The organism is Leptospira kobayashii, from assembly GCF_003114835.2.
GTDB lineage: Bacteria > Spirochaetota > Leptospiria > Leptospirales > Leptospiraceae > Leptospira_A > Leptospira_A kobayashii.
This window is the reverse complement of the sequence record NZ_AP025028.1, coordinates 215788-234712: the sequence shown is the minus strand read 5'-3', so window position 1 is coordinate 234712 and position 18925 is coordinate 215788. Positions and strand designations below refer to the sequence as shown.

General features: G+C 41.8%; 16 protein-coding genes. 8 read left to right on the top strand and 8 right to left on the bottom strand.

From position 1 onward, the window contains the following. Positions 1-29: 29 nt before the first annotated feature. The 3 genes from DI077_RS01130 to DI077_RS01120 are packed head-to-tail and all read left to right on the top strand — an operon-like array spanning position 30 to position 3383. Positions 30-1964, top strand: a complete 1935-nt coding sequence (locus DI077_RS01130) for an ABC-F family ATP-binding cassette domain-containing protein (protein WP_109021901.1) — start codon at positions 30-32, stop codon at positions 1962-1964. Next, positions 1961-2311 (top strand): rhodanese-like domain-containing protein, encoded by a 351-nt coding sequence (locus DI077_RS01125; RefSeq protein WP_109021900.1) that lies wholly within the window; start codon positions 1961-1963, stop codon positions 2309-2311. The genes DI077_RS01130 and DI077_RS01125 overlap by 4 nt, the downstream gene beginning before the upstream one ends. A 19-nt stretch (positions 2312-2330) precedes the next feature. Next, positions 2331-3383 carry a 3-deoxy-7-phosphoheptulonate synthase gene (locus tag DI077_RS01120; RefSeq protein WP_109021899.1) on the top strand — a complete coding sequence of 351 codons (1053 nt, stop codon included), beginning with the start codon at positions 2331-2333 and terminating at the stop codon, positions 3381-3383. Between the two features lie 56 nt (positions 3384-3439). Here the strand turns inward: DI077_RS01120 and panB are convergent, their stop codons facing one another. Genes panB through DI077_RS01105 form a run of 3 tightly spaced genes read right to left on the bottom strand, consistent with a single transcriptional unit; the run spans position 3440 to position 5562 of the window. Beyond that, positions 3440-4243 (bottom strand): 3-methyl-2-oxobutanoate hydroxymethyltransferase, encoded by an 804-nt coding sequence (gene panB / locus DI077_RS01115; RefSeq protein ID WP_109021898.1) that lies wholly within the window; start codon positions 4241-4243, stop codon positions 3440-3442. After that, complete coding sequence (folK, locus tag DI077_RS01110; protein WP_109021897.1) at positions 4218-4691, bottom strand: 2-amino-4-hydroxy-6-hydroxymethyldihydropteridine diphosphokinase; 474 nt, start codon at positions 4689-4691, stop codon at positions 4218-4220. The genes panB and folK overlap by 26 nt, the downstream gene beginning before the upstream one ends. Before the next feature lies 1 nt (position 4692). Then, positions 4693-5562, bottom strand: a complete 870-nt coding sequence (locus tag DI077_RS01105; protein WP_167837213.1) for an ATP-binding protein — start codon at positions 5560-5562, stop codon at positions 4693-4695. 231 nt (positions 5563-5793) lie between these two features. Between DI077_RS01105 and fcpA the strand changes: the two genes are divergently transcribed. Further along, entirely contained in the window at positions 5794-6690 is an 897-nt protein-coding gene (gene fcpA, locus DI077_RS01100) for a flagellar coiling protein FcpA (RefSeq protein WP_109021896.1), read from the top strand. Positions 6691-6749: 59 nt separating this feature from the next. Here fcpA and DI077_RS01095 read toward each other — a convergent pair whose 3' ends face one another. Both DI077_RS01095 and DI077_RS01090 read right to left on the bottom strand, forming a co-directional pair. Beyond that, complete coding sequence (locus DI077_RS01095) at positions 6750-9287, bottom strand: ABC transporter permease (protein ID WP_109021895.1); 2538 nt, start codon at positions 9285-9287, stop codon at positions 6750-6752. Beyond that, positions 9284-10006 carry an ABC transporter ATP-binding protein gene (locus DI077_RS01090; protein ID WP_109021894.1) on the bottom strand — a complete coding sequence of 241 codons (723 nt, stop codon included), beginning with the start codon at positions 10004-10006 and terminating at the stop codon, positions 9284-9286. Before DI077_RS01090 ends, DI077_RS01095 begins: the two co-directional genes overlap by 4 nt. A gap of 346 nt (positions 10007-10352) precedes the next feature. Between DI077_RS01090 and DI077_RS19815 the strand changes: the two genes are divergently transcribed. Together DI077_RS19815 and leuS are read left to right on the top strand one after the other, a co-directional pair. After that, the gene (locus DI077_RS19815; RefSeq protein WP_109021893.1) at positions 10353-10532 is read left to right on the top strand and encodes a hypothetical protein; all 180 of its coding nucleotides are present in this window, start codon (positions 10353-10355) and stop codon (positions 10530-10532) included. Positions 10533-10559: 27 nt separating this feature from the next. Continuing rightward, positions 10560-13163, top strand: coding sequence for a leucine--tRNA ligase (gene leuS / locus DI077_RS01085; RefSeq protein WP_109021892.1), 2604 nt, complete (start codon positions 10560-10562; stop codon positions 13161-13163). On the opposite strand, the gene DI077_RS01080 is transcribed toward leuS, so the two are convergent. From DI077_RS01080 to thrC, 3 genes are read right to left on the bottom strand one after another with little or no spacing between them, the layout of a single operon-like run. Continuing rightward, positions 13153-14295 carry an LIC10486 family protein gene (locus DI077_RS01080; protein WP_109021891.1) on the bottom strand — a complete coding sequence of 381 codons (1143 nt, stop codon included), beginning with the start codon at positions 14293-14295 and terminating at the stop codon, positions 13153-13155. The genes leuS and DI077_RS01080 overlap by 11 nt on opposite strands. Next, the gene (locus DI077_RS01075) at positions 14295-15005 is read right to left on the bottom strand and encodes a hypothetical protein (protein ID WP_109021890.1); all 711 of its coding nucleotides are present in this window, start codon (positions 15003-15005) and stop codon (positions 14295-14297) included. Before DI077_RS01075 ends, DI077_RS01080 begins: the two co-directional genes overlap by 1 nt. Before the next feature lie 50 nt (positions 15006-15055). After that, the gene (gene thrC, locus DI077_RS01070) at positions 15056-16408 is read right to left on the bottom strand and encodes a threonine synthase (RefSeq protein WP_109021889.1); all 1353 of its coding nucleotides are present in this window, start codon (positions 16406-16408) and stop codon (positions 15056-15058) included. Between the two features lie 95 nt (positions 16409-16503). Between thrC and lepB the strand changes: the two genes are divergently transcribed. Both lepB and DI077_RS01060 read left to right on the top strand, forming a co-directional pair. Beyond that, positions 16504-17103 carry a signal peptidase I gene (gene lepB / locus DI077_RS01065; protein ID WP_109021888.1) on the top strand — a complete coding sequence of 200 codons (600 nt, stop codon included), beginning with the start codon at positions 16504-16506 and terminating at the stop codon, positions 17101-17103. A 2-nt stretch (positions 17104-17105) separates the two neighbouring features. Then, positions 17106-18917 (top strand): penicillin-binding protein, encoded by a 1812-nt coding sequence (locus DI077_RS01060; RefSeq protein ID WP_109021887.1) that lies wholly within the window; start codon positions 17106-17108, stop codon positions 18915-18917. Positions 18918-18925: the final 8 nt, after the last annotated feature.

Genomic DNA, 18925 nt, shown 5'->3' with positions numbered 1-18925 from the left:
GTGTCATAGCGGGTTTCTCCCCGCCTCCCTTGATCCAATTTATACAAATCCACCAACACTACGGACCCAAAGTTTTATTTGAGGGCTTCAGCTGGCATATCAAACCGGGCTGTCGAGTTGCGCTTGTGGGACCGAACGGGTCCGGCAAAACCACTCTTTTCCAAATGGCTTCCGGGAAAACCAAACCTGAGTCAGGCGAAGTTATCCGATCTAAAAACACGGTCCATTCCTTATTTCAGCAAATCCCGGAATTCAACCCGGATGCAAAAGTAGTCGAAACCGTTTTATCCGAAAACAAACTCTACAACGACTATCTTGGAAAACGAAACGATATAGAACATCGTTTTGAAACGACGGATCCCGATTCGGACGCCTTCGAATCCTTGTTACACGATCAAAGCGATCTGGAAGAATTTGCCCATACTCATGACCTGCACGGTTTGGAATCCAGAGCAAAAAAAATTCTATCCGGACTCGGTTTCGGCCAAAACGACTTTGAACGCAAAACCAAAGAATTTTCTCCCGGTTATCATCATAGAATCGGACTCGCAATTGCGCTTCTCAATCCTCATAACTTGCTTCTTTTGGATGAGCCAACAAACCATCTGGATGACAAAACCAAAAACTGGTTAGCTGATTATCTGATCGATCAAAACCAGGCATTTGTACTGGTCACTCATGATCCTGAATTTTTAAATAAAACGGTTTCTACGATTGTAGAAATCAATCCTCAAGGTGTTTTCGAATTTGAAGGAAGTCTGGAAGAATTTTTCGAAGCAAAAAATGAAATTCAAGAAAAATTGAAAGTACAATTCGAAAAGGAAGAATCCTATCTCAAAACCAGAATGGAATGGGTGGAACGGTTTCGTGCCCAGGCAACTAAGGCACGTCAGGTGCAATCGGTTATCAAAAGGTTGAACAAAAGAGACAAAGTTGAAAATCCCGAAGAATCCTTTTGGAACCAAAAGCCCGATTACCAATTTCAATTTGTTCCTTCCAGCAATATCATCCTCCGAATGGAAAAAGGAGTTTTTTCTTTTCCCGATAAAATCACAGGGCAGAAAAAACTTATCTTCGACGGTGCGGAAATGGAAATTTCGGCCACGGATAAAATCGCTCTCGTAGGACCGAATGGCGCCGGTAAGTCGACCATCATGCGAACCTTGTTGCAACAATACAAACTGGATTCCGGTTCCATTTACTACGGCCCGAAAACTCAATTGGGCTATTTTTCCCAAACCCACGGAGAGGATTTGGACGAATCTCTCAACCTGGTTCAGACGGTAATGAAAAAATACCCGGAATTGAACGAGGAAAAAGCAAGAACCCTGCTCGGTCATTTTGCTTTCCCGGGAGACGGAGTTTTCAAGTCCGTAAAACACTTATCAGGTGGAGAACAAAGCCGCCTCCGGTTGTCCCTTCTTATCCAACAGCCGACAAATTGCCTTTTTTTAGACGAGCCGACAAATCACCTTGATATTGTTATTCGGGAAGCTTTGAAACGGGCTCTTTATGATTATCCCGGCTCTCTTCTGATCATTAGTCATGATCCCGATTTTTTGAAAGGACTCTGCAATCGCACTTTCCAATTGTCCGGTGGCAGACTACAAAATCTCAACTGCTCCTTTGACGATTATCTGAAATTTCATAAAGAAGACCAGGACGAGCCTATTTGGCCTGCGAATAAGGAAAAGAAAGAACTTAAGAAAGATACGTCCGTAGCCAGCAAAAACAAACGCAAAAAACTGGAAAAAGAAATTCTGGAAATAGAAACTAAGTTGGAACGCTTGGAAAAGAACCGAAAGGATAAAGAAGAGTTACTTCAAAACCCGGAGTTCTATAAAAACAGAAGTTTTCAAATGGAAATGGATACATATAACGAAATTAAAAATGAGATTGCGAGTCTAACTAGTAAGTGGGAGCTTGCAACTCAAGAGCTAGATGAGATTGGGGGTGCCGTATGAGTGTGGGAGTTCCTGAAATTGATGTAAAATCCTTTAAGGCTCGCTTAGATGCGAGAGCCCAAGGAAAAGATGACTTTTTTGTTTTAGATGTTCGCAATCCGAACGAACAACAAATCGCACTTGTTCCGGGCACGGACAAACTCATTCCCGTAGGGGAATTGGCTGCTCGAATCGACGAACTAAAAGATCAAAAAGAAAAAGAGATTCTCGTATATTGCCGGTCAGGTGGTCGTTCGGGGATGGCCTGTGGGATCTTGGGACAAGCAGGGTTTAAATCTTTTAAAAATGTTGTGGGTGGAGTATTGGCTTACTCCGATCTAGTCGATCCGACGATGCAAAAATACTAGTCCAAATACTTCAAATAGAATGAAAAAAACAGATAATTTAAGAATCCTCGAAGAGCACAGCCTTATCCCAGCTTCCGTGATCATGGAAGAGCTACCTTTGACTGACAGAGCCGCCGAAGTGGTAACCAAAGCCAGAAAGGAAATTTCCGATTTGATCCACGGCCGTGACAACAAACGACTATTAGTTGTCGTCGGACCTTGTTCCGTTCATGATACGGCAGCCGTTATGGAATATGCGGGTCTTCTTCGGCCCATGATTGAAAAATTCAAAGAAGAACTTGTAATTGTGATGAGAGTCTATTTTGAAAAACCGCGTACTACCGTAGGTTGGAAGGGACTCATCAACGATCCCAATTTGGACGGATCATTTCATATCAACAAAGGTTTACAAACAGCACGCAAACTTTTACTCGATCTCAATAACTTAGGCATTCCTTGCGGTACGGAATTTTTGGATGTGATCTCACCTCAATACGTTGCCGATTTGGTTTCTTGGGGAGCGATCGGTGCCAGAACCACGGAGAGCCAAGTGCATAGAGAACTTGCTTCCGGGCTTTCCGCTCCCATCGGTTTCAAAAACGGAACGGATGGAAATGTGCAGATTGCAATCGATGCACTTCGTTCCGCCGGCTCTTCCCATCATTTTTTATCCGTTACGAACCAAGGTAGTTCCGCTATTTTCAAAACTGCGGGAAATCCCGACACACATGTAATCTTACGAGGCGGCAACAAAGGCCCGAATTACGACGAACAGTCAATCGGCGAACTGGGCGCACAAATTGAAAAAAGCAATCTTCCTGCCCGGGTAATGATTGATTGTTCCCATGGGAACAGCCAAAAAGATTACAGAAGACAACCGATCGTACTTGAATCGGTCGGCAATCAATTTGCGGCCGGATCCAAATACATCTTAGGTGTGATGGTGGAAAGTCACTTAAAAGAAGGCAATCAATCCATCGACGCCAAACCTTTGGTATACGGCCAATCGATTACGGATGCTTGTGTTTCCTGGGAAACGACCGTCCCTATGTTGGAAAAACTGGCTGAGTCGGTCAGAAAAAGAAAAATTTAATCAAAATATTTTCCGGGGATCATTCCAATCCTCGGAGTTCACTTCTTTAAAAAACGCTAATCCTTAAAACCGTTCTCTTCTCCGGGGAATAGATGTTTCACGACATCGTCATGATAATCCCCAACGGCTTTTTTTATATCATCTGCAAAGTTTGCATATTTTTTCAAAAACTTGGGATGGAATTCATCATTCATCCCCAAGAGATCCTGCATTACCAAAACCTGACCGGAAGTGTATCTTCCTGCTCCGATTCCAATGGTAGGCACGGAAATGGATTCGGTGATTTCCTTGCCCAAAGACTCAGGAATCATTTCAAAAAGAACGGCAAAAGCACCCGCATCTACAAGTTCCTTTGACTTCTGTATCATTCTGGCGCGGGACTCGGGAGTTTTCCCTTGCACTTTATACCCTCCCAAGGTGTTAAACGACTGAGGAGTGAGCCCCAGATGAGACATCACAGGAACTCCTATTTCATTCAACCTTTGAGTAAGTTCGATCACAAGATCCGAGTCCCCTTCCAATTTGACACAATCCGCTTTGGTTTCTTTCATTATCGTACCTGCGGCACGAATCCCGTCGGAAACTGAGGTTTGGTAAGATAAAAAAGGCATATCGGCAATGATGGTTTTGTTCGAAGCACCTCTGCAAACTGCATTCGTATGGTAGATGATATCGTCCAGAGTGACAGGCATTGTTGATCCGTGACCTTGGATCACATTGCCCATAGAGTCACCGACTAAAATGGAATCTACTTCCGTTTGAGCGAACAGTTTTGCAAAACTATAATCATAACAAGTGATAACGGAGATGGGGGTGTTTGTTTCTTTCTTTTTTTTAAACTCTAGAATGATATTTTTCATTATAGACATCCTGAAATACAGTATATAAATCCGATTCACCCATTTCATTTAATATCTGTTTAATGAAAGGACGGGTGAACAGGGAATGATGCGGAAGAGTTAGAAAATCCGTATTCATCACTACGGATTCATAAGTTAAAATATCTATGTCGATTTCTCTCGGGCCTTTCCAAGAGCGGTGTTGTCTTCCCAACTTCTGTTCGATACTTTGCAAAGTTTCCAAAAGACATGGCAAAGTAAAGGAAGGTACGATTCTGATTTTGACGATTTGATTTAGGAAACTGGGTTGGTTCGTATTTTCCAAAGGTAAAGTTTCGAGAGGTTTTGACTGAGATAGGATTGTGATTGCAGGTAATAAGGAAATTTCCCAAACCGCTTGCTCTAAATAATGGAAACGATCACCTAAGTTCGATCCGAGAGAGAGAAAAGCGATACTTGAGTATTTCACTTCAAACCCTCTCCGGTGTGAACTTCATCCTATAATCAGGACATTTCAACTGGATCTCTTTGGTCATCTCCATCAAACGGGAGTAGATTCTTCCTTGACCTCTCTCCCTCCATTCATCCAAAGGATGATTGGAAGTAAGAAGAGTGATCTTTTCCTGTTCATAGCGACTATCTATGAGGTCGTATAATTTTCGATTGTTGAACTCGGATTCTTTTTGAACTCCGAAATCATCAATGACAAGTACATCTACGTTGGCAAATTCGCGTTCAATGAATCTTTCCTGTCCGTGAGTTTCACTGTCCGTCTGGTAGGTATCCCGAATGGCAGATAGGAAGTCTTTATTGACTTTAGCATATTTGCATTTAACGCCGTAGCGAAAAATAAGTTCGTTCAAAATCACACAGGCGAGAAGTGTTTTACCCGAACCTGTACCTCCCCAAAGATAAAAACCTTGGGGAACAAAAGAAGGATCGGCCCAACTATGAACCAATTCATTGGCCCAATCATGTGCCACAATAAAGGAAAGATCGGGGTCGTGATTGCTCTCCCCCAAATCAATCGTAGATAAAAACTGAAATCTATAACGGGCAGGGATGTTTGCATTCTCCACCAATTGCTCCAAATTACGAACGGATAAACGGGCGTTATGGCAAACACACGGAAGCATCCTGTTTTGTGACTGATCAAAAACCAAATAAGGCGCCTGACCTTTCGACTCACATTTGTTACAGTCGGAACCAACGCAAAAACAGAGCGATAAAGCCCCCGAACGGGAACCTCGGACATTCTCCACAAGGGTAAAACCGACCCCCCCGCAGTTTTTGCACTGTGGGCTACCCTCTCGAATGGCTGTTGCTTCAGAAAGATTCATCTTCGTAGCAGTCTTCCCAACCATTCTCGCATGTCAAGAAATGAGATTCAGAAGGGAAATATCGACTTATGTCTCTTATTTAGACATTCCGGTCTCATTTTTCTAAAAGAAAAAGGTTTTTTTCCAGGTTAAATCGTTATTATTGACTAATTGGTTTCCGATACTTTCTTTGAAGAAATAGAATTATTCCTTTCTTCAAAATATTGAAAGAGACAAAAGGGTCACACGACTATGAAGATTTTTAAATATCTCCTCATTCTCCAGTTAGTGTTAGGATCTAGCGCGATGTTCGCGCAAGATGCAAATGCTCAAGACGGCCAAGCGGCAAAAGATCAAGTCGACGAACTTCTCAAAGGTGAACTCGTTCCTGAAAATGATGACGCTGAGCTAACTGAAGATCAGAAAAAAAGAAAAGCAACTGTGATGGAACACGAATCCATCTGGAAAAACCCCGACTACAAGGGTTACAATAAAACTTTCCAAGAGTTGCACCAACTTTCCAAAACTTTCGCAAACAACCAATTCCGATTGGCTCTTTCCAACTACCAATCAGGTGTGAATACCACTCTGAAAAACAGAGAATGGGTAGAACAATACCGAAAGGAAGAAGCTGAGAAAAAACGCTTAGATGAAAAATGGTACTGGCAAAAAGTAGATCGCCGTGCCCGAGAAGAAAGAGTTGTTTACCGCGAAAAAATGAAAGCGAAACAAGATGCTCTTAACTACTTCTCTAAAGCAATCAATCATTTAGATGAAATCAAAAACCCTGATCTAAGAGAAAGACCTGAGTTCAAAAGACTTTTGAGCGACGTATATCGTTCTTGGATTCTTGTAGAGTATGATTTGCAAAATCTACCGCAATGTATCCCGATCTTAGAGCTTTACTTGGAAATTGATGACAACGAAAAAGAATACCCTGCTCACAAATACCTTGCGAGTGCATATTCTTTCGAAGAAAACATGATCAAAAAGTCCAAAGGACCGGATGATATGTTATTCAAATATCGTTACAAGAAAAACGTTCACCTTCTTCGTGCAACTGAATTGAAATATGGAAAAGATTCTCCTGAATACAAACATATAGTAAATATCATCAACAGAGATGAGGTGATTTCGGTAGCACAATAATCCCGAATACATCTCTTTCAATGAAAAAGCCTGGTTGTGGAAACCAGGCTTTTTTTGTTTTATCTTACTTCTTTTAACAAAGTCTTCGGCGGCAAACGGAAGAGTGCTACCAATCCGGAAGCATATAATAATAGAGTAATACATACCACCGTTGCAAATACTACGGTAAGAGATCCCCAAGGTATCACACTTGTTAATTCCAAAACAAACCGGTTCAATATTTCGTTGGAAACAAGCGAATAAACCAACCCGATCAAAAACGAAACGGTAGCGATCAGGATTCCTTCTCTTGCAAAATGCAAAGACAGATAACGACTACGTGCCCCGATCACACGCAATAATGCAAATTCCTTTTTTCGTTCCAGCTGACTGGAATACAACGAAGTCAAAACAAGCAAAAGAGAAGATGCTAAAATAAACCCGGTCATCAATCGGATCATCTGGGTCACTTTTTCCAAAATCCCCATAAACGCCTGAACCGTTTTTTCTGTATCGATGACAGTTACGTTCGGGTATTTTGAAACTACCTCTTTTTGCAATTTGTACCGATCAGCGTTCTCTTCCAAAAGCAAGGAAGAGATATAAAAACGAGGAGCCTTCTCCAAAGTTCCTTTGGAAAAAATCACAACAAAATTCGGTTTCATATCAGACCAATTCACAGAACGAAGATTAGTGATTTTTCCCAAAACCTCCACACCTTGCACGTTGAAAGTCAAAGTATCTCCCACTCCCGCCTTCAAATATCCCGAAAAATCCTTTTCTACCGAGATTTCATTGATCTTGGAAGAATCCCACCATTCCCCCGATGTCACTTTCTCCGTTTCATAAAGTTCCTCTCTGTAAGATAAAAAGTATTCACGGGTTCGGGCAGTGGCTCTCCAATTTCGTTCCATCGCGTTACGAATCGTATCTTCTTTTTTAACAGGCTCACCGTTCACCTTGGCAAGTCTTGCTCCGATGATGGGAGATACGAATTTCTTTTGAATCGGGTACTTGGCAAAAATGGTTTCTATGTTTTCTCTTTGGTCTTCTTTGATATCCAAAAGAAATACATTCGGCCTTCTTTCTATCTCACGTGCACCGCTGAGTTCCATAAGACTTTCCTGCAATACAAGAGAGAGGCAAAGAATGAATAACGCGGACCCAAGTCCAAGAATAGATAAACGCATGGAACCGGATTTGCGGATAATTTTTTTGGTAACAAGACTCCATTCTTTGGAGACGAGTCCCCATTTGGTAAATCGAATCATCAAAAGTCCGAACAATTTGAATAATCCGAAAACAAGCAACGGCAAACTAACAAGAACTAATGCAAATACGGATCCTTTCAGGAAAGAATCGGTTTCATAAGTTGCCAGAATGAAAAACAAAAGATAAATTCCCAAAGAAGAAAATATGACTAACCTTTTATCTCCCGCAGATTGTTCTCTGGATTCCACTTCTTTCAAGGCAAGCAGAGGTTTGATCCTTCCTGCTTCGATTACCAAAGGCAACGCCACAAGAAGGGGAACGAAAATCCCAAGCAACAAACTCCAAAAGAGTGATGAAAAACTAATCCCGGGAGTGATGGTTCCCAGAAATTCCGATCCGGTAAAACTGGGAAGTAGCACTTGAATCTCATATCCGATCCAAAGCCCTATCCCTGTTCCAATTAGTGACACGATAAAAATTTCACTGATCACAAGTCCTAAGATGATTTTTGGTTCCGCTCCCAAACATTTCATCACAGCGATTTCATTTTTCTTTTCGCGAAGCCTAGTTCGAATCGTAGTATAAACGGAAATGGCTCCCAAAAAAAATCCGGCAAGCGCCAGTAAGGACATATAGTCGAAAGTATTGGTTAAAAACTGTTGGGAACCCGAATTGACCTCAGTGTTGTGATAAATAGTCAGATCGTTTTTGATCAATTCTTCAAAATGTTTCTCTTTCCAGTCCAAAGAATCTATGTTAGTCGGTATTTTTGCAAAGATGGTAAACCGAATCCTACTTCCTCTTTGGATGAGACCTGTAGCCTTAGCAGTTTCCTGTAAAATCACCGAAGTCGGAGCCGATCCCACAAAAGATCCTACCGCCCCCGGCTCTTTCAATATCCATCCGGAAACACGAAGTAAACTTTCGCCCAAGCGAACGGAATCTCCCAACTTTACCTTAAGGTTTTCGCCTAGATTTTTCTCTAGAAGGATCTCTTTTGAGGAAAGTTTGTGATAAGCGTCTTTTGGCTCTGTTTCAAATTGCCCGTAAAACGGGTAATTTGTCTCCACTGCTTTGATATAACTGAGGGAATTCTCCTCATTATTTGCGGAAATCACCATAGATAAAAATTGAATGGAAGAAGATGTCTCCGATCCGGAAGGCAATGTCCGATCGACCAAGGATCTGGCCTCTTCCGTAACTTCTTGAGGAGACTGCAAGGCAAGATCCGCCCCCATCAGGTTCTTGGCTTCTTTCTGAATGGCGGATTTGATATTGTCCTTATAAGAATGGATTCCGATTACGGATCCGACTCCCAAGGCAATGGACAGTAGAATCAAAAAGGAAAATTCCCATCTGGAAAACAGTTCCCGCTTTAAGTAAAATTTGAATAATCCGAGGTTCATTTTTTCTTCTTCTTAGCAGGCTTTGCTTTTTTTACCGATTTTGTTTGGGAAGGAGAAATGATTTCTCCGTCTCTCATTTCAAGAACCCTGTCTGCAAGTTTTGCCACTGCAGGATCGTGTGTTACAATAACAAGTGTTGTGTTTTGTTTCTTGTTTCTATCGAGAAGCAAATCCAAAACCACTTTGCTATTTTTAGAATCGAGGTTGGCAGTCGGCTCATCCGCAAAAATAATCTTCGGTTCATTGATAAAGGCTCGTGCAATTGCAATTCTTTGTTCTTCACCACCTGACAATTGTTTGGGAAAACTGCTTGCTCTATGTTCCATAGAAACGGATTTCAATAGAGTCATCGACTTTTCCAAAATTTCCTTCTCGCTCAAACGGGTTTTTAAGTAAAGAGGTAACCCGACATTCTCCAAAGCATTCATTCCGGGCAATAACTGAAAGTTCTGAAATATAAATCCTATTCTCTCCGCACGTAAAGAAGCGAGATTTGTTTCTGTTTCTTTAGTTAAGTCTACATCGTCCAGTACTACATTACCTACATCCGGTTGATCAAGTCCGGCAGCTATACCCAAAAGTGTGGATTTACCTGAACCGGACGGTCCCATTATTGCTACAAATTCACCAGATTTGACTCTAAATGATATTTTTTTGAGCACTTCAATGGGTTCAGGCTCGGATGGGAAAGACTTTGATACGTTTAAAAACTCTAACATTAGGGCTTTTCCTTACAATTTATTTCGTTTAACAGATAATCGATGACTAATCACGGGCAGTTATTCAATTTTAAAGTCGCATAACACTGAAAATGTTGAATTTTCGATAACAATTGATTTTTTTTCTTTTTGCAGAATCGTTCCAAAACTACCTTTCCTATTTAAAAAAAATCTCATAAAAAAAATCCACTCTTTGCACACAGTAAGCTAATTTTTTTTGACCCGTAGGCGATGATTTTATATAAAGTAACTTCATCGTAGTGTTCTCCCTAAACGTTCTCTAAGCCAGTTTAGAAAGTTATGAACAGCACTGTCGATAAGCGTTGATGTTTTAGGTAAAAAAAGAATGCTGGAATGCGATACAGAAATAGAAAAAGTGAATGAGATCAATTTAAATTTTAATACCCCGAAGGCGTGCGCAGAATGTGGCAATGTTTCTATCCTTTTCCAGAACGATCTTTGTAAAGTTTGCCTATCCAGGAGTTTCAAAAAGCTTGTAAAAATCATTGATTCCGTGAGAAAGTAATAAAAGCAACTTTTCTCCCGTTAGTCGATGAATTACCCCTTCCAAGATATTGAACCAAAATGGCAAACCCATTGGGCAGAAGAGAATACCTTCCGTACCAATCCCCATTCTACCAAACCAAAATACTATTGTTTAGACATGTTTCCGTACCCAAGTGGTGCAGGATTACATGTAGGCCATCCTGAAGGCTATACAGCGACCGATATTATCTCTCGATTGAAGAGAATGCAAGGATTTGAAGTTCTCCACCCTATGGGTTGGGATGCATTCGGGCTTCCGGCGGAAAGATACGCCATGACGACCGGTGTTCACCCCAAAGAAACCACCAAAAAGAACATCGATACCTTCCGCCGACAGATCAAAATGTTGGGGCTTTCCTACGATTGGGAAAGGGAGATTTCCACTACAGATCCCGAATATTACCGATGGACCCAGTGGATTTTCCTTCAAATTTATAATTCCTACTTTGACCGGAAGGAAAAAAAAGCCAAACCGATCGACGGACTGATTTCTCTTTTTGAAAAAGAAGGTTCCTCTTTCTTTGAAGGGAAAGAACTCCCCAAAGGAGTGAGTTTTTCCGCAGCTGACTGGAAAACGAAGTCCCGTAAAGAAAAAGAAGACATTTTATCTTATTTCAGACTGGTTTACGAAGCGAGCATTCCGGTTAACTGGTGTGAGGCGCTCGGAACGGTTCTTGCCAATGAAGAAGTGGAGGAATGGACTTCCAAAGGTTATTCCGTAGAAAGAAGGCCGATGCGTCAGTATATGATGCGTATCACTTCCTATGCAGAAAGATTATTGGAAGATTTATCTCTTTGCGAATGGCCGGTTTCCACTTTGGAAATGCAAAGGAACTGGATTGGAAAGTCGGAAGGATTGGAAATCGAATTTCCTTTGGAATCGGGAAAGGGAAACATTCTGGTTTATACAACCCGCCCTGATACTATCTTCGGTGCTACTTATATGGTACTTTCGCCGGAACATCCTTTGGTCCCTGAAATTACCACTGCGGAACAAAAATCTGCGATCGAAACTTATCAAAAAGACTGCTCTCTCAAAAGTGATTTGGAAAGAACAGAGTTGAATAAAGACAAAACCGGGGTCTTTACCGGAGCATATGCCACTCTTCCTACCAACTCTTCCCAAAAAATTCCGGTTTATATTTCCGATTACGTTTTGTACGGATATGGAACCGGTGCCATTATGGCGGTTCCCGCACACGACCAACGTGATTATGATTTCGCGGTAAAATTCAATCTTCCTATCATTCCTGTCATCCGGGGAGAAATCTCAGAAGGCAAAGCATTCGACTCGAAAGAATCGGTATGCATCAATTCCAAATCCGACTCGATTTCTTTGGACGGACTAGCCTACAAACAAGCGTTTGCCGCTATTTCCGATTGGGCCGAGTCAAAAGGTGTCGGAAAAAGAAAAACCCAATTCAAACTCAGGGATTGGCTTTTTGCCAGACAAAGATATTGGGGAGAACCGATTCCACTCGTTCATTTTGAAGATGGAACTCCACAAGCTTTGACCGATGCGGAACTTCCTCTTGTACTTCCCGACTTGAAAGAATTCAAACCTTCCGGCACAGGTGAATCTCCTCTCGCTTTGGCGAAAGACTGGCTTGTTTATAAAGACCCGAAGACGGGCGAGATTGCGAAAAGAGAAACCAATACTATGCCACAATGGGCAGGATCATGTTGGTATTACCTGCGTTATATTGATCCTAAGAATGACAAAAAGCTGATCGATCCTGAATTGGAAAAAAAATGGATGCCTGTGGAAGCCTACGTGGGCGGTGCGGAGCATGCCGTATTGCATTTGTTATACTCTCGTTTCTGGCACAAAATCCTTTTTGATCTGGGCCATGTTTCCACTCCGGAACCTTTTCAAAAATTAGTCCACCAAGGACTGATTCTGGGAGAAGACAAAGGAAAAATGTCCAAATCCAGAGGGAACGTAGTCAATCCGGACGATGTAGTTGCTGAATTCGGCGCGGACACTCTTCGCCTTTTTGAAATGTTTATGGGCCCTTTTGAAATGGCCAAACCTTGGAGCAAAAACGGAGTCGATGGAGTATTTCGTTTTTTAAATCGGGTGTGGAGATTGTTTCATTCCGGCGCAGACGAATCCTTCCTGATCCAAGATATAGAACCTACGGAAGCGGAATTAAAAACACTTCATCGCACTCTTAAAAAAGTAAAAGAAGATATCGACGGGTTTGCTTTCAATACGGCGATTTCCCAGATGATGATATTCGTGAACGAAATGACCTCATCCGGCAGAAAACCAAGAGCGGTCTTTGAACCGTTTCTATTGGCACTTTCTCCTTTCGCTCCCCACCTAGCAGAAGAAATATGGAGTAAATTGGGTCATAAAAAATCTTTAGCTTACGAACCTTATCCTTCTTGGAATGAAAAATATCTCTTGGATGCAACGATTACGATTGTTGTACAAGTGAATGGAAAGATGAGAGGCGAATTTTCTGCTGCCAGAGATGTAAATCAAGCCGATGCGATTTCACTGGCCAAAAAAGTGGAAAAAGTCCTTCCCTTTATCGAAGGGAAGGAAATCAAAAAAGAAATCTATGTTCCCGGCAAATTGGTAAACTTAGTGGTTATAGGATAACCATTACAAAAATAAGAAAACCGATCAGAATAATCGCAGCAAAAATCCCTATCAAAGTATAAAGAGTTCCGCCACCGCTGGATTCTTGTTTTTTCTTGGCTCCACCTGACTTTTGTTTTGTGGAAGATGCCGCACCTGCAATTTTGGGAATCGCAACTTTTACGGGATGTTCTTCGATAGAATGAAAAAGATAATTGTTCGGGCCTTCGGCAAAAATATGGTATTCATTTTTAGAAGACGCAATTCCTAAAAATTTACCTACGATCGGTGCCTTGGCAACATTTCCATCTTCATCGATCAACCCGAGCAGATTTGCATTGGTCATACCTTCGGCAGTATCCAAAGGAACACGAAATAAAATTTCCTGACCTTCCATTAGATCATCAAAATCAACTCCACTGATGGGAGAAATGACCGTCTTCATTCGAAGCTCTTTTCCAAACCCTGCCCGGAATTGCTCCATCTGACGATCGATAGGTGTCATGTCTCCGGAACGAACCGCTCCAGCTGGAACAGCGGTCGGGTCGACAGCTTCCGGGGCTGCAGGAGGTGCGTCGTCTTCAGGTTTGGCAACAGGATTGATTGTTCCCTTCATCGGGTTTTCATAACGAAATTTAGCACTGGAAAGTTTGTCAATCTCCGCTTGGATTTTGACTCTTGTAGCTTTAGTAGCATTGATAATGGCAGGTTCGATCAGATCGGGAAGCCTGGAAGGATCTTTCTTTTGCCAAAGAGGAAGGAATTCATCCAAAGTTTCCTTTGTAAAAATGCGATGCAATGCCCGTCCCACATTTTCAGAAAGAGCGAGATCCATCCCGCCGCTTTTTCCAATATCAGCTAAGTCCTGGGATATTTGTACATAATCGGCGAAAGTACGGATCCTTCTGAAAATCTGCGAAGTACCTACCACGGAATAAATTTCCATGATATGTTTTCTGATGGAAGATACCAGAATGAGTAACATCCCGTTTTTATTATCTATATCTAACTTAAGTTTTATAAGATACGAGTCTGTGATCTTACCCTGAAGAACTTCTTTGGCTTGTTCATCGGTAAAAACCGCGTCCATGGTCAGACCCATCATATCCGCTTGGCGTTTTAATAATTCAGTTTTAGGTTGTGTATCAGACATTATTCTACGAACAGTTGCTGTTCCCCATTTCGAGAAGTACTCATTATTTCCAAAGGAACTTCGACACGTGCAATCGTTTCCTTTTTTCTTTCGGAAGAATAGATGGAAAACAATCTCCTATCAAAACCAGATTGAGATAAAAGAATTTCCACCATCGTGATTCCCATCCCTGCTCCTTCCGTGTTATCACCATGTTCCATAAAGAACTCGAAAAGATTATCATATTTTTTCGCATTCAAAAACTTTTCTCTGATTCGTTCCGCCTCAATAGGAATTAAAGGAAAATTATTTCGAATTTCCAAATCCACTTTATCCGGTTTGTAGATACAGGAAATCTTAACTTGATAACCGTATTCTCTCATTTTCTTTTTATAAGCGGGGAACTTTCTTTCGTTCAGATTCGATTTGAAAAACTTCATTCCTTTTTCATAATCTTCTAAATTTTGAATATTCAACTTCATCTCTTCAAAAATCATTCTTTTGATAGCGGCTTTCGTTGAATTCACTATCAACTCTTTTGCAGAAGTGTAAAAGAGTTCCATCAAATCCGGTCTTCCTACATGATCCAGGACGGAAGATAGGACATACTTTAGGATCGCTTCGCCGGAATCACCTAGTACGTAGGTAACAATGGAGATCTTCTTTCCAAGAAGAATGCCCTTGTCTATGGCATCGCGAAAGTTGGGTGGCAGAAGAATTTCCATATTTATGAATGTTGTTCAACTTAAGGAATTTGCCACAAATGAAATGTTTTGTCTACCTATTTATAGTGATCTAGTTTTTTCCCTAAAATTTCCATCACACTGCCGAGATTTGCCGGGCAGGAAATAATGGAATTACTTAGTCTTTCATCAGTTCCGGGGATCTTCCTTTCATGATAATTGACTTTGAATTCAGTGAACTTTAACCCGTTGGCAGTGGAAATTACGACGACCTGATCCCCTTTTTTTATGTCTCCCTTTTCCTTCGCCTTAAGCATTGCAGCAAGTGCAACCCCGGTATGAGGGTCATTATAAAGGCCGTAAAGATCTCCCCTTGCCGCAGCATCAGATAGTTCTTCTTCGGTTGCAACTTCCACAATCCCGTCGAATTTCTTTAGAATACGAATTGCCTTTTTCACGGAAACAGGATCTCCGATCTGAATCGCAGAAGCTAAAGTTTTTTGCGCCGTCACGGATTTGAAATTTGCAAAACCGGTTTGGAAAGAATCATAAAGCGGACTTGCATTCTTTGCTTGCGCCAAAAGAATTCTTGGCAAACGATCGATGAGTCCAAGCTCTTTCATCATTTCAAATCCCATTCCAAGCGCGGAAACATTTCCCAAATTGCCTCCGGGAATAACGATCCAATCCGGAACATTCCAGTTCAATTGCTGTGTAATTTCGATTGCGATTGTTTTTTGTCCTTCGATCCGAAGGGAATTCATCGAGTTGGCAAGATAAATGGATTTTTCCTGAGTCACTTGTTTTACAATCGCCATACAACCGTCGAAGTCGGTGTCCAAAGCCAGAACCAATGCTCCGTTGGAAACAGGCTGAATCAATTGTGCCGTAGATACTTTGTTAGCTGGTAAAAATATAATAGCAGGAATACCTGCTTTTGCCGCATAAGAAGCAAGTGCGGCGGATGTATCTCCTGTGGAAGCACAAGCCACCGCATCGATCGGAACACCATCCGCTATCATCTGTTTGACTTGACTGACAAGTACAGTCATACCTAGGTCTTTGAAAGAACCAGTGTGGGAGATACCACATTGTTTGATAAAAAGTCCGCCGAGACCAAGGTCTTTTGCCCAACGATCGGCATCATAAAGATGGCTTGTTCCTTCTCCCGAGGTCACTATATTTTCCACTTTGATCTCAGGTAGAACCCATTCCTTTTTCCCCCAAACTCCTGAGGTAAACGGAAATTCCCTGGAACGGTATCTGGAATCAAATAGATCCTTCCATTCCTTTGCGGAAATTTTCTTCAATTGGTCAAGGTCATGCTCTACGGAGAGAAGTTCCCCGTCCCTTTCGCAGGAATAAATTACCTGTCCTAAAGAGTAAGTTTTCCCACAGGTCTCGTGGGTGCAGCGAAACTGCGCGCGGAAATCATTTTTTGTAAGTGACATAGAAATTCTAATCCAATCTGATTTAGGTTAAGTTCCTTTTCCACGATAGGGAAGGGAGTAAAAATCACGAATGATTTTTATTTTAGAAACGACCCATGGATAAAGAAAGAGAAATCATTCCTTTGAAAAAAAAGATAAAACGTTACCTGAAACGCATTTTGGGACTTTTGCTTTTTTGCGGGATTTTACTTTTAACCCGGATCTTTCTGTTTCAGGTTTATTCCATTCAGGGCAATTCCATGTATCCGACCCTGGAAAACGGCTCCATTGCCTTCGTATGGAAAGCCGGATTTGCCGTTTCGGCCAAATTTTTCGGTACTCCCTGGGCCTATCGGGAACCGAATATTGAAAAACTGGATCTGGTTCTGTTTGCCAATCAGGAAGGCGAACTCATTGTAAAAAGAGTGATCGGTTTGCCTAACGAGTTTTATTCCATAGAAGCAGGAAGGGTAGTGATCGACTCACAGATGTTACTCGAAAATTATTTACCTCAGGGAAGTTTTACGAGCGAGCCGGACAATTCCATATTTTTAAATCTTAAAAATTCACCCTTTTTGGCAATGAACTCTCAGGGAAGGATTCCTCCGGGATACTATCTTCTATTAGGTGACAATCGGGAATATTCGACCGATTCCAGAAGTATGGGCTTGGTACCTGTGGAAAAAATCAAAGGTAAAGTCATTTTCTATTTTTAACAATGAACGAAAGCAAACTCAGACTTCGCTATATATTCTACTTAATACTCGGTCTTTTTTTCATTCTTTTTATCAGAGTTATCTATCTTACCTACTTTAACGACAATATCATCAATTTAAAAGCCGGCAAACTGGTTCAAAGGGGTACGATTTACGACAGAAGGGGAATCGAGCTCGCCTTATCCCAAGAATCTTCCACGATCGGAATTGACCCGCCTAACATATATGACCCGGAGCTGACTTCTCAAGAATTGGCACCGATCTTGGGAACCTCTCCCGAAAAACTGTTCAATACGATTCGGGAAAAGCAGAATTACTTTTTATTGAAACGCGAAATCGAGCAGAAAAAAGCGAATCAAATCAAAGCGCTCGCATTGCCGGGAGTTCGTGTAGAAAAAGAATTCAAGAGAATTTACCCGCAAGGATCTCTTGCTTCGAGCCTCATCGGCTTCACCGGTTACGATGATGACAAAGCGCTCTCCGGACTAGAAACTATCTACAATCTCGAGCTGTTATCCGCAGCCGACGCAGACTCCGCCAAAGGAAACAATGTCCATCTAACGATAGATAGTATCATTCAATATCGTTTGGAAAAATCATTGGGCAAAGCATTCTTGGAAACCCAATCCAAAAAAGGAATAGGAATCATAATGGATGCGGAAACAGGTAAAATCCTGGCTATGGCTTCCTATCCTAATTTCGATCCGAATCATTTTCAGGACTTTCCTCCCGAGGCACAAACCAATTGGGGGATCCGCCATGTATATGAGCCCGGTTCCACCATGAAGATATTTATCGCATTGATGTTGTTAAATGAAGGGGCCATTCTGCCTCACGAAAAATTTTACTGTCCGGGATTTATTGAAGTGGGAAAAAACATCATTCGATGCAATGAACAGCACGGACCCGTTGACTTGGAAGAAATTTTACAATACTCTTGCAACGTAGGGATCATAAAAGCGTCCCAAAAAATTTCAGATGTTACTTTCCACCGTTATCTGGATCAGTTTCATTTCGGTAAACGGACGAATTTTTCCTTACACGAAGCCCGAGGTTATCTTTCTCCTCTTTCCAAATGGAATAAAAGCACACCTTTTTTCTATTCCATCGGGCAAGGTTTGTCCGTGACACCGATACAACTCATCACATCCGCTGCGGCAGTCATCAACGGTGGTATCATGTACGAGCCTTCGGTCGTTTCCCATATAACAAATTCATACGGTGAATTGGTTCACGAGTTCACTCCCAGAAGCGAACCTTTGGGAGTGAAAAAAGGTGCCGCAGAAAAAGTGGTGGAAGCGATGAGTAAAGCGGTCACATCCGGAACTGGAAAAAAGGCATATTTGGAAAATTATTTTATCGCGGGTAAAACGGGAACAGCGCAAAAATCAACCGCAGGCCAAGGGTACAGCCAAGGTTTGTTTACAGCTTCCTTTTTGGGCTTTTTTCCCGCCGACAAACCGAAGTATGTCGGTCTGATTCTTTTCGACGAACCCGGCGGAACCGCACATACCGGAGGCGGGATCGCTGCACCTGTGTTTCGGGAAGTGGTGGAAAGTATCATTCCCATCGTGGAAAGAAGTGAAAAACCGCAAAACTATGTTTTGCGAACGAAAAAAGACAAACAATTCAAACTGGATCCGAAGATCGTACCTGATTTCACAGGAGTTACCATTTCGGAAAGTTTGGTTATTTTGAAAAAGTTAGGGCTACCTTATCAGATTACCGGATCGGGCTTTGTGATGAAACAGGAACCCAGCCCGGGAACATCGACAAAATCTATAACAGAGATTAAATTGTTTTTAGAGAACTAGTTCCATTT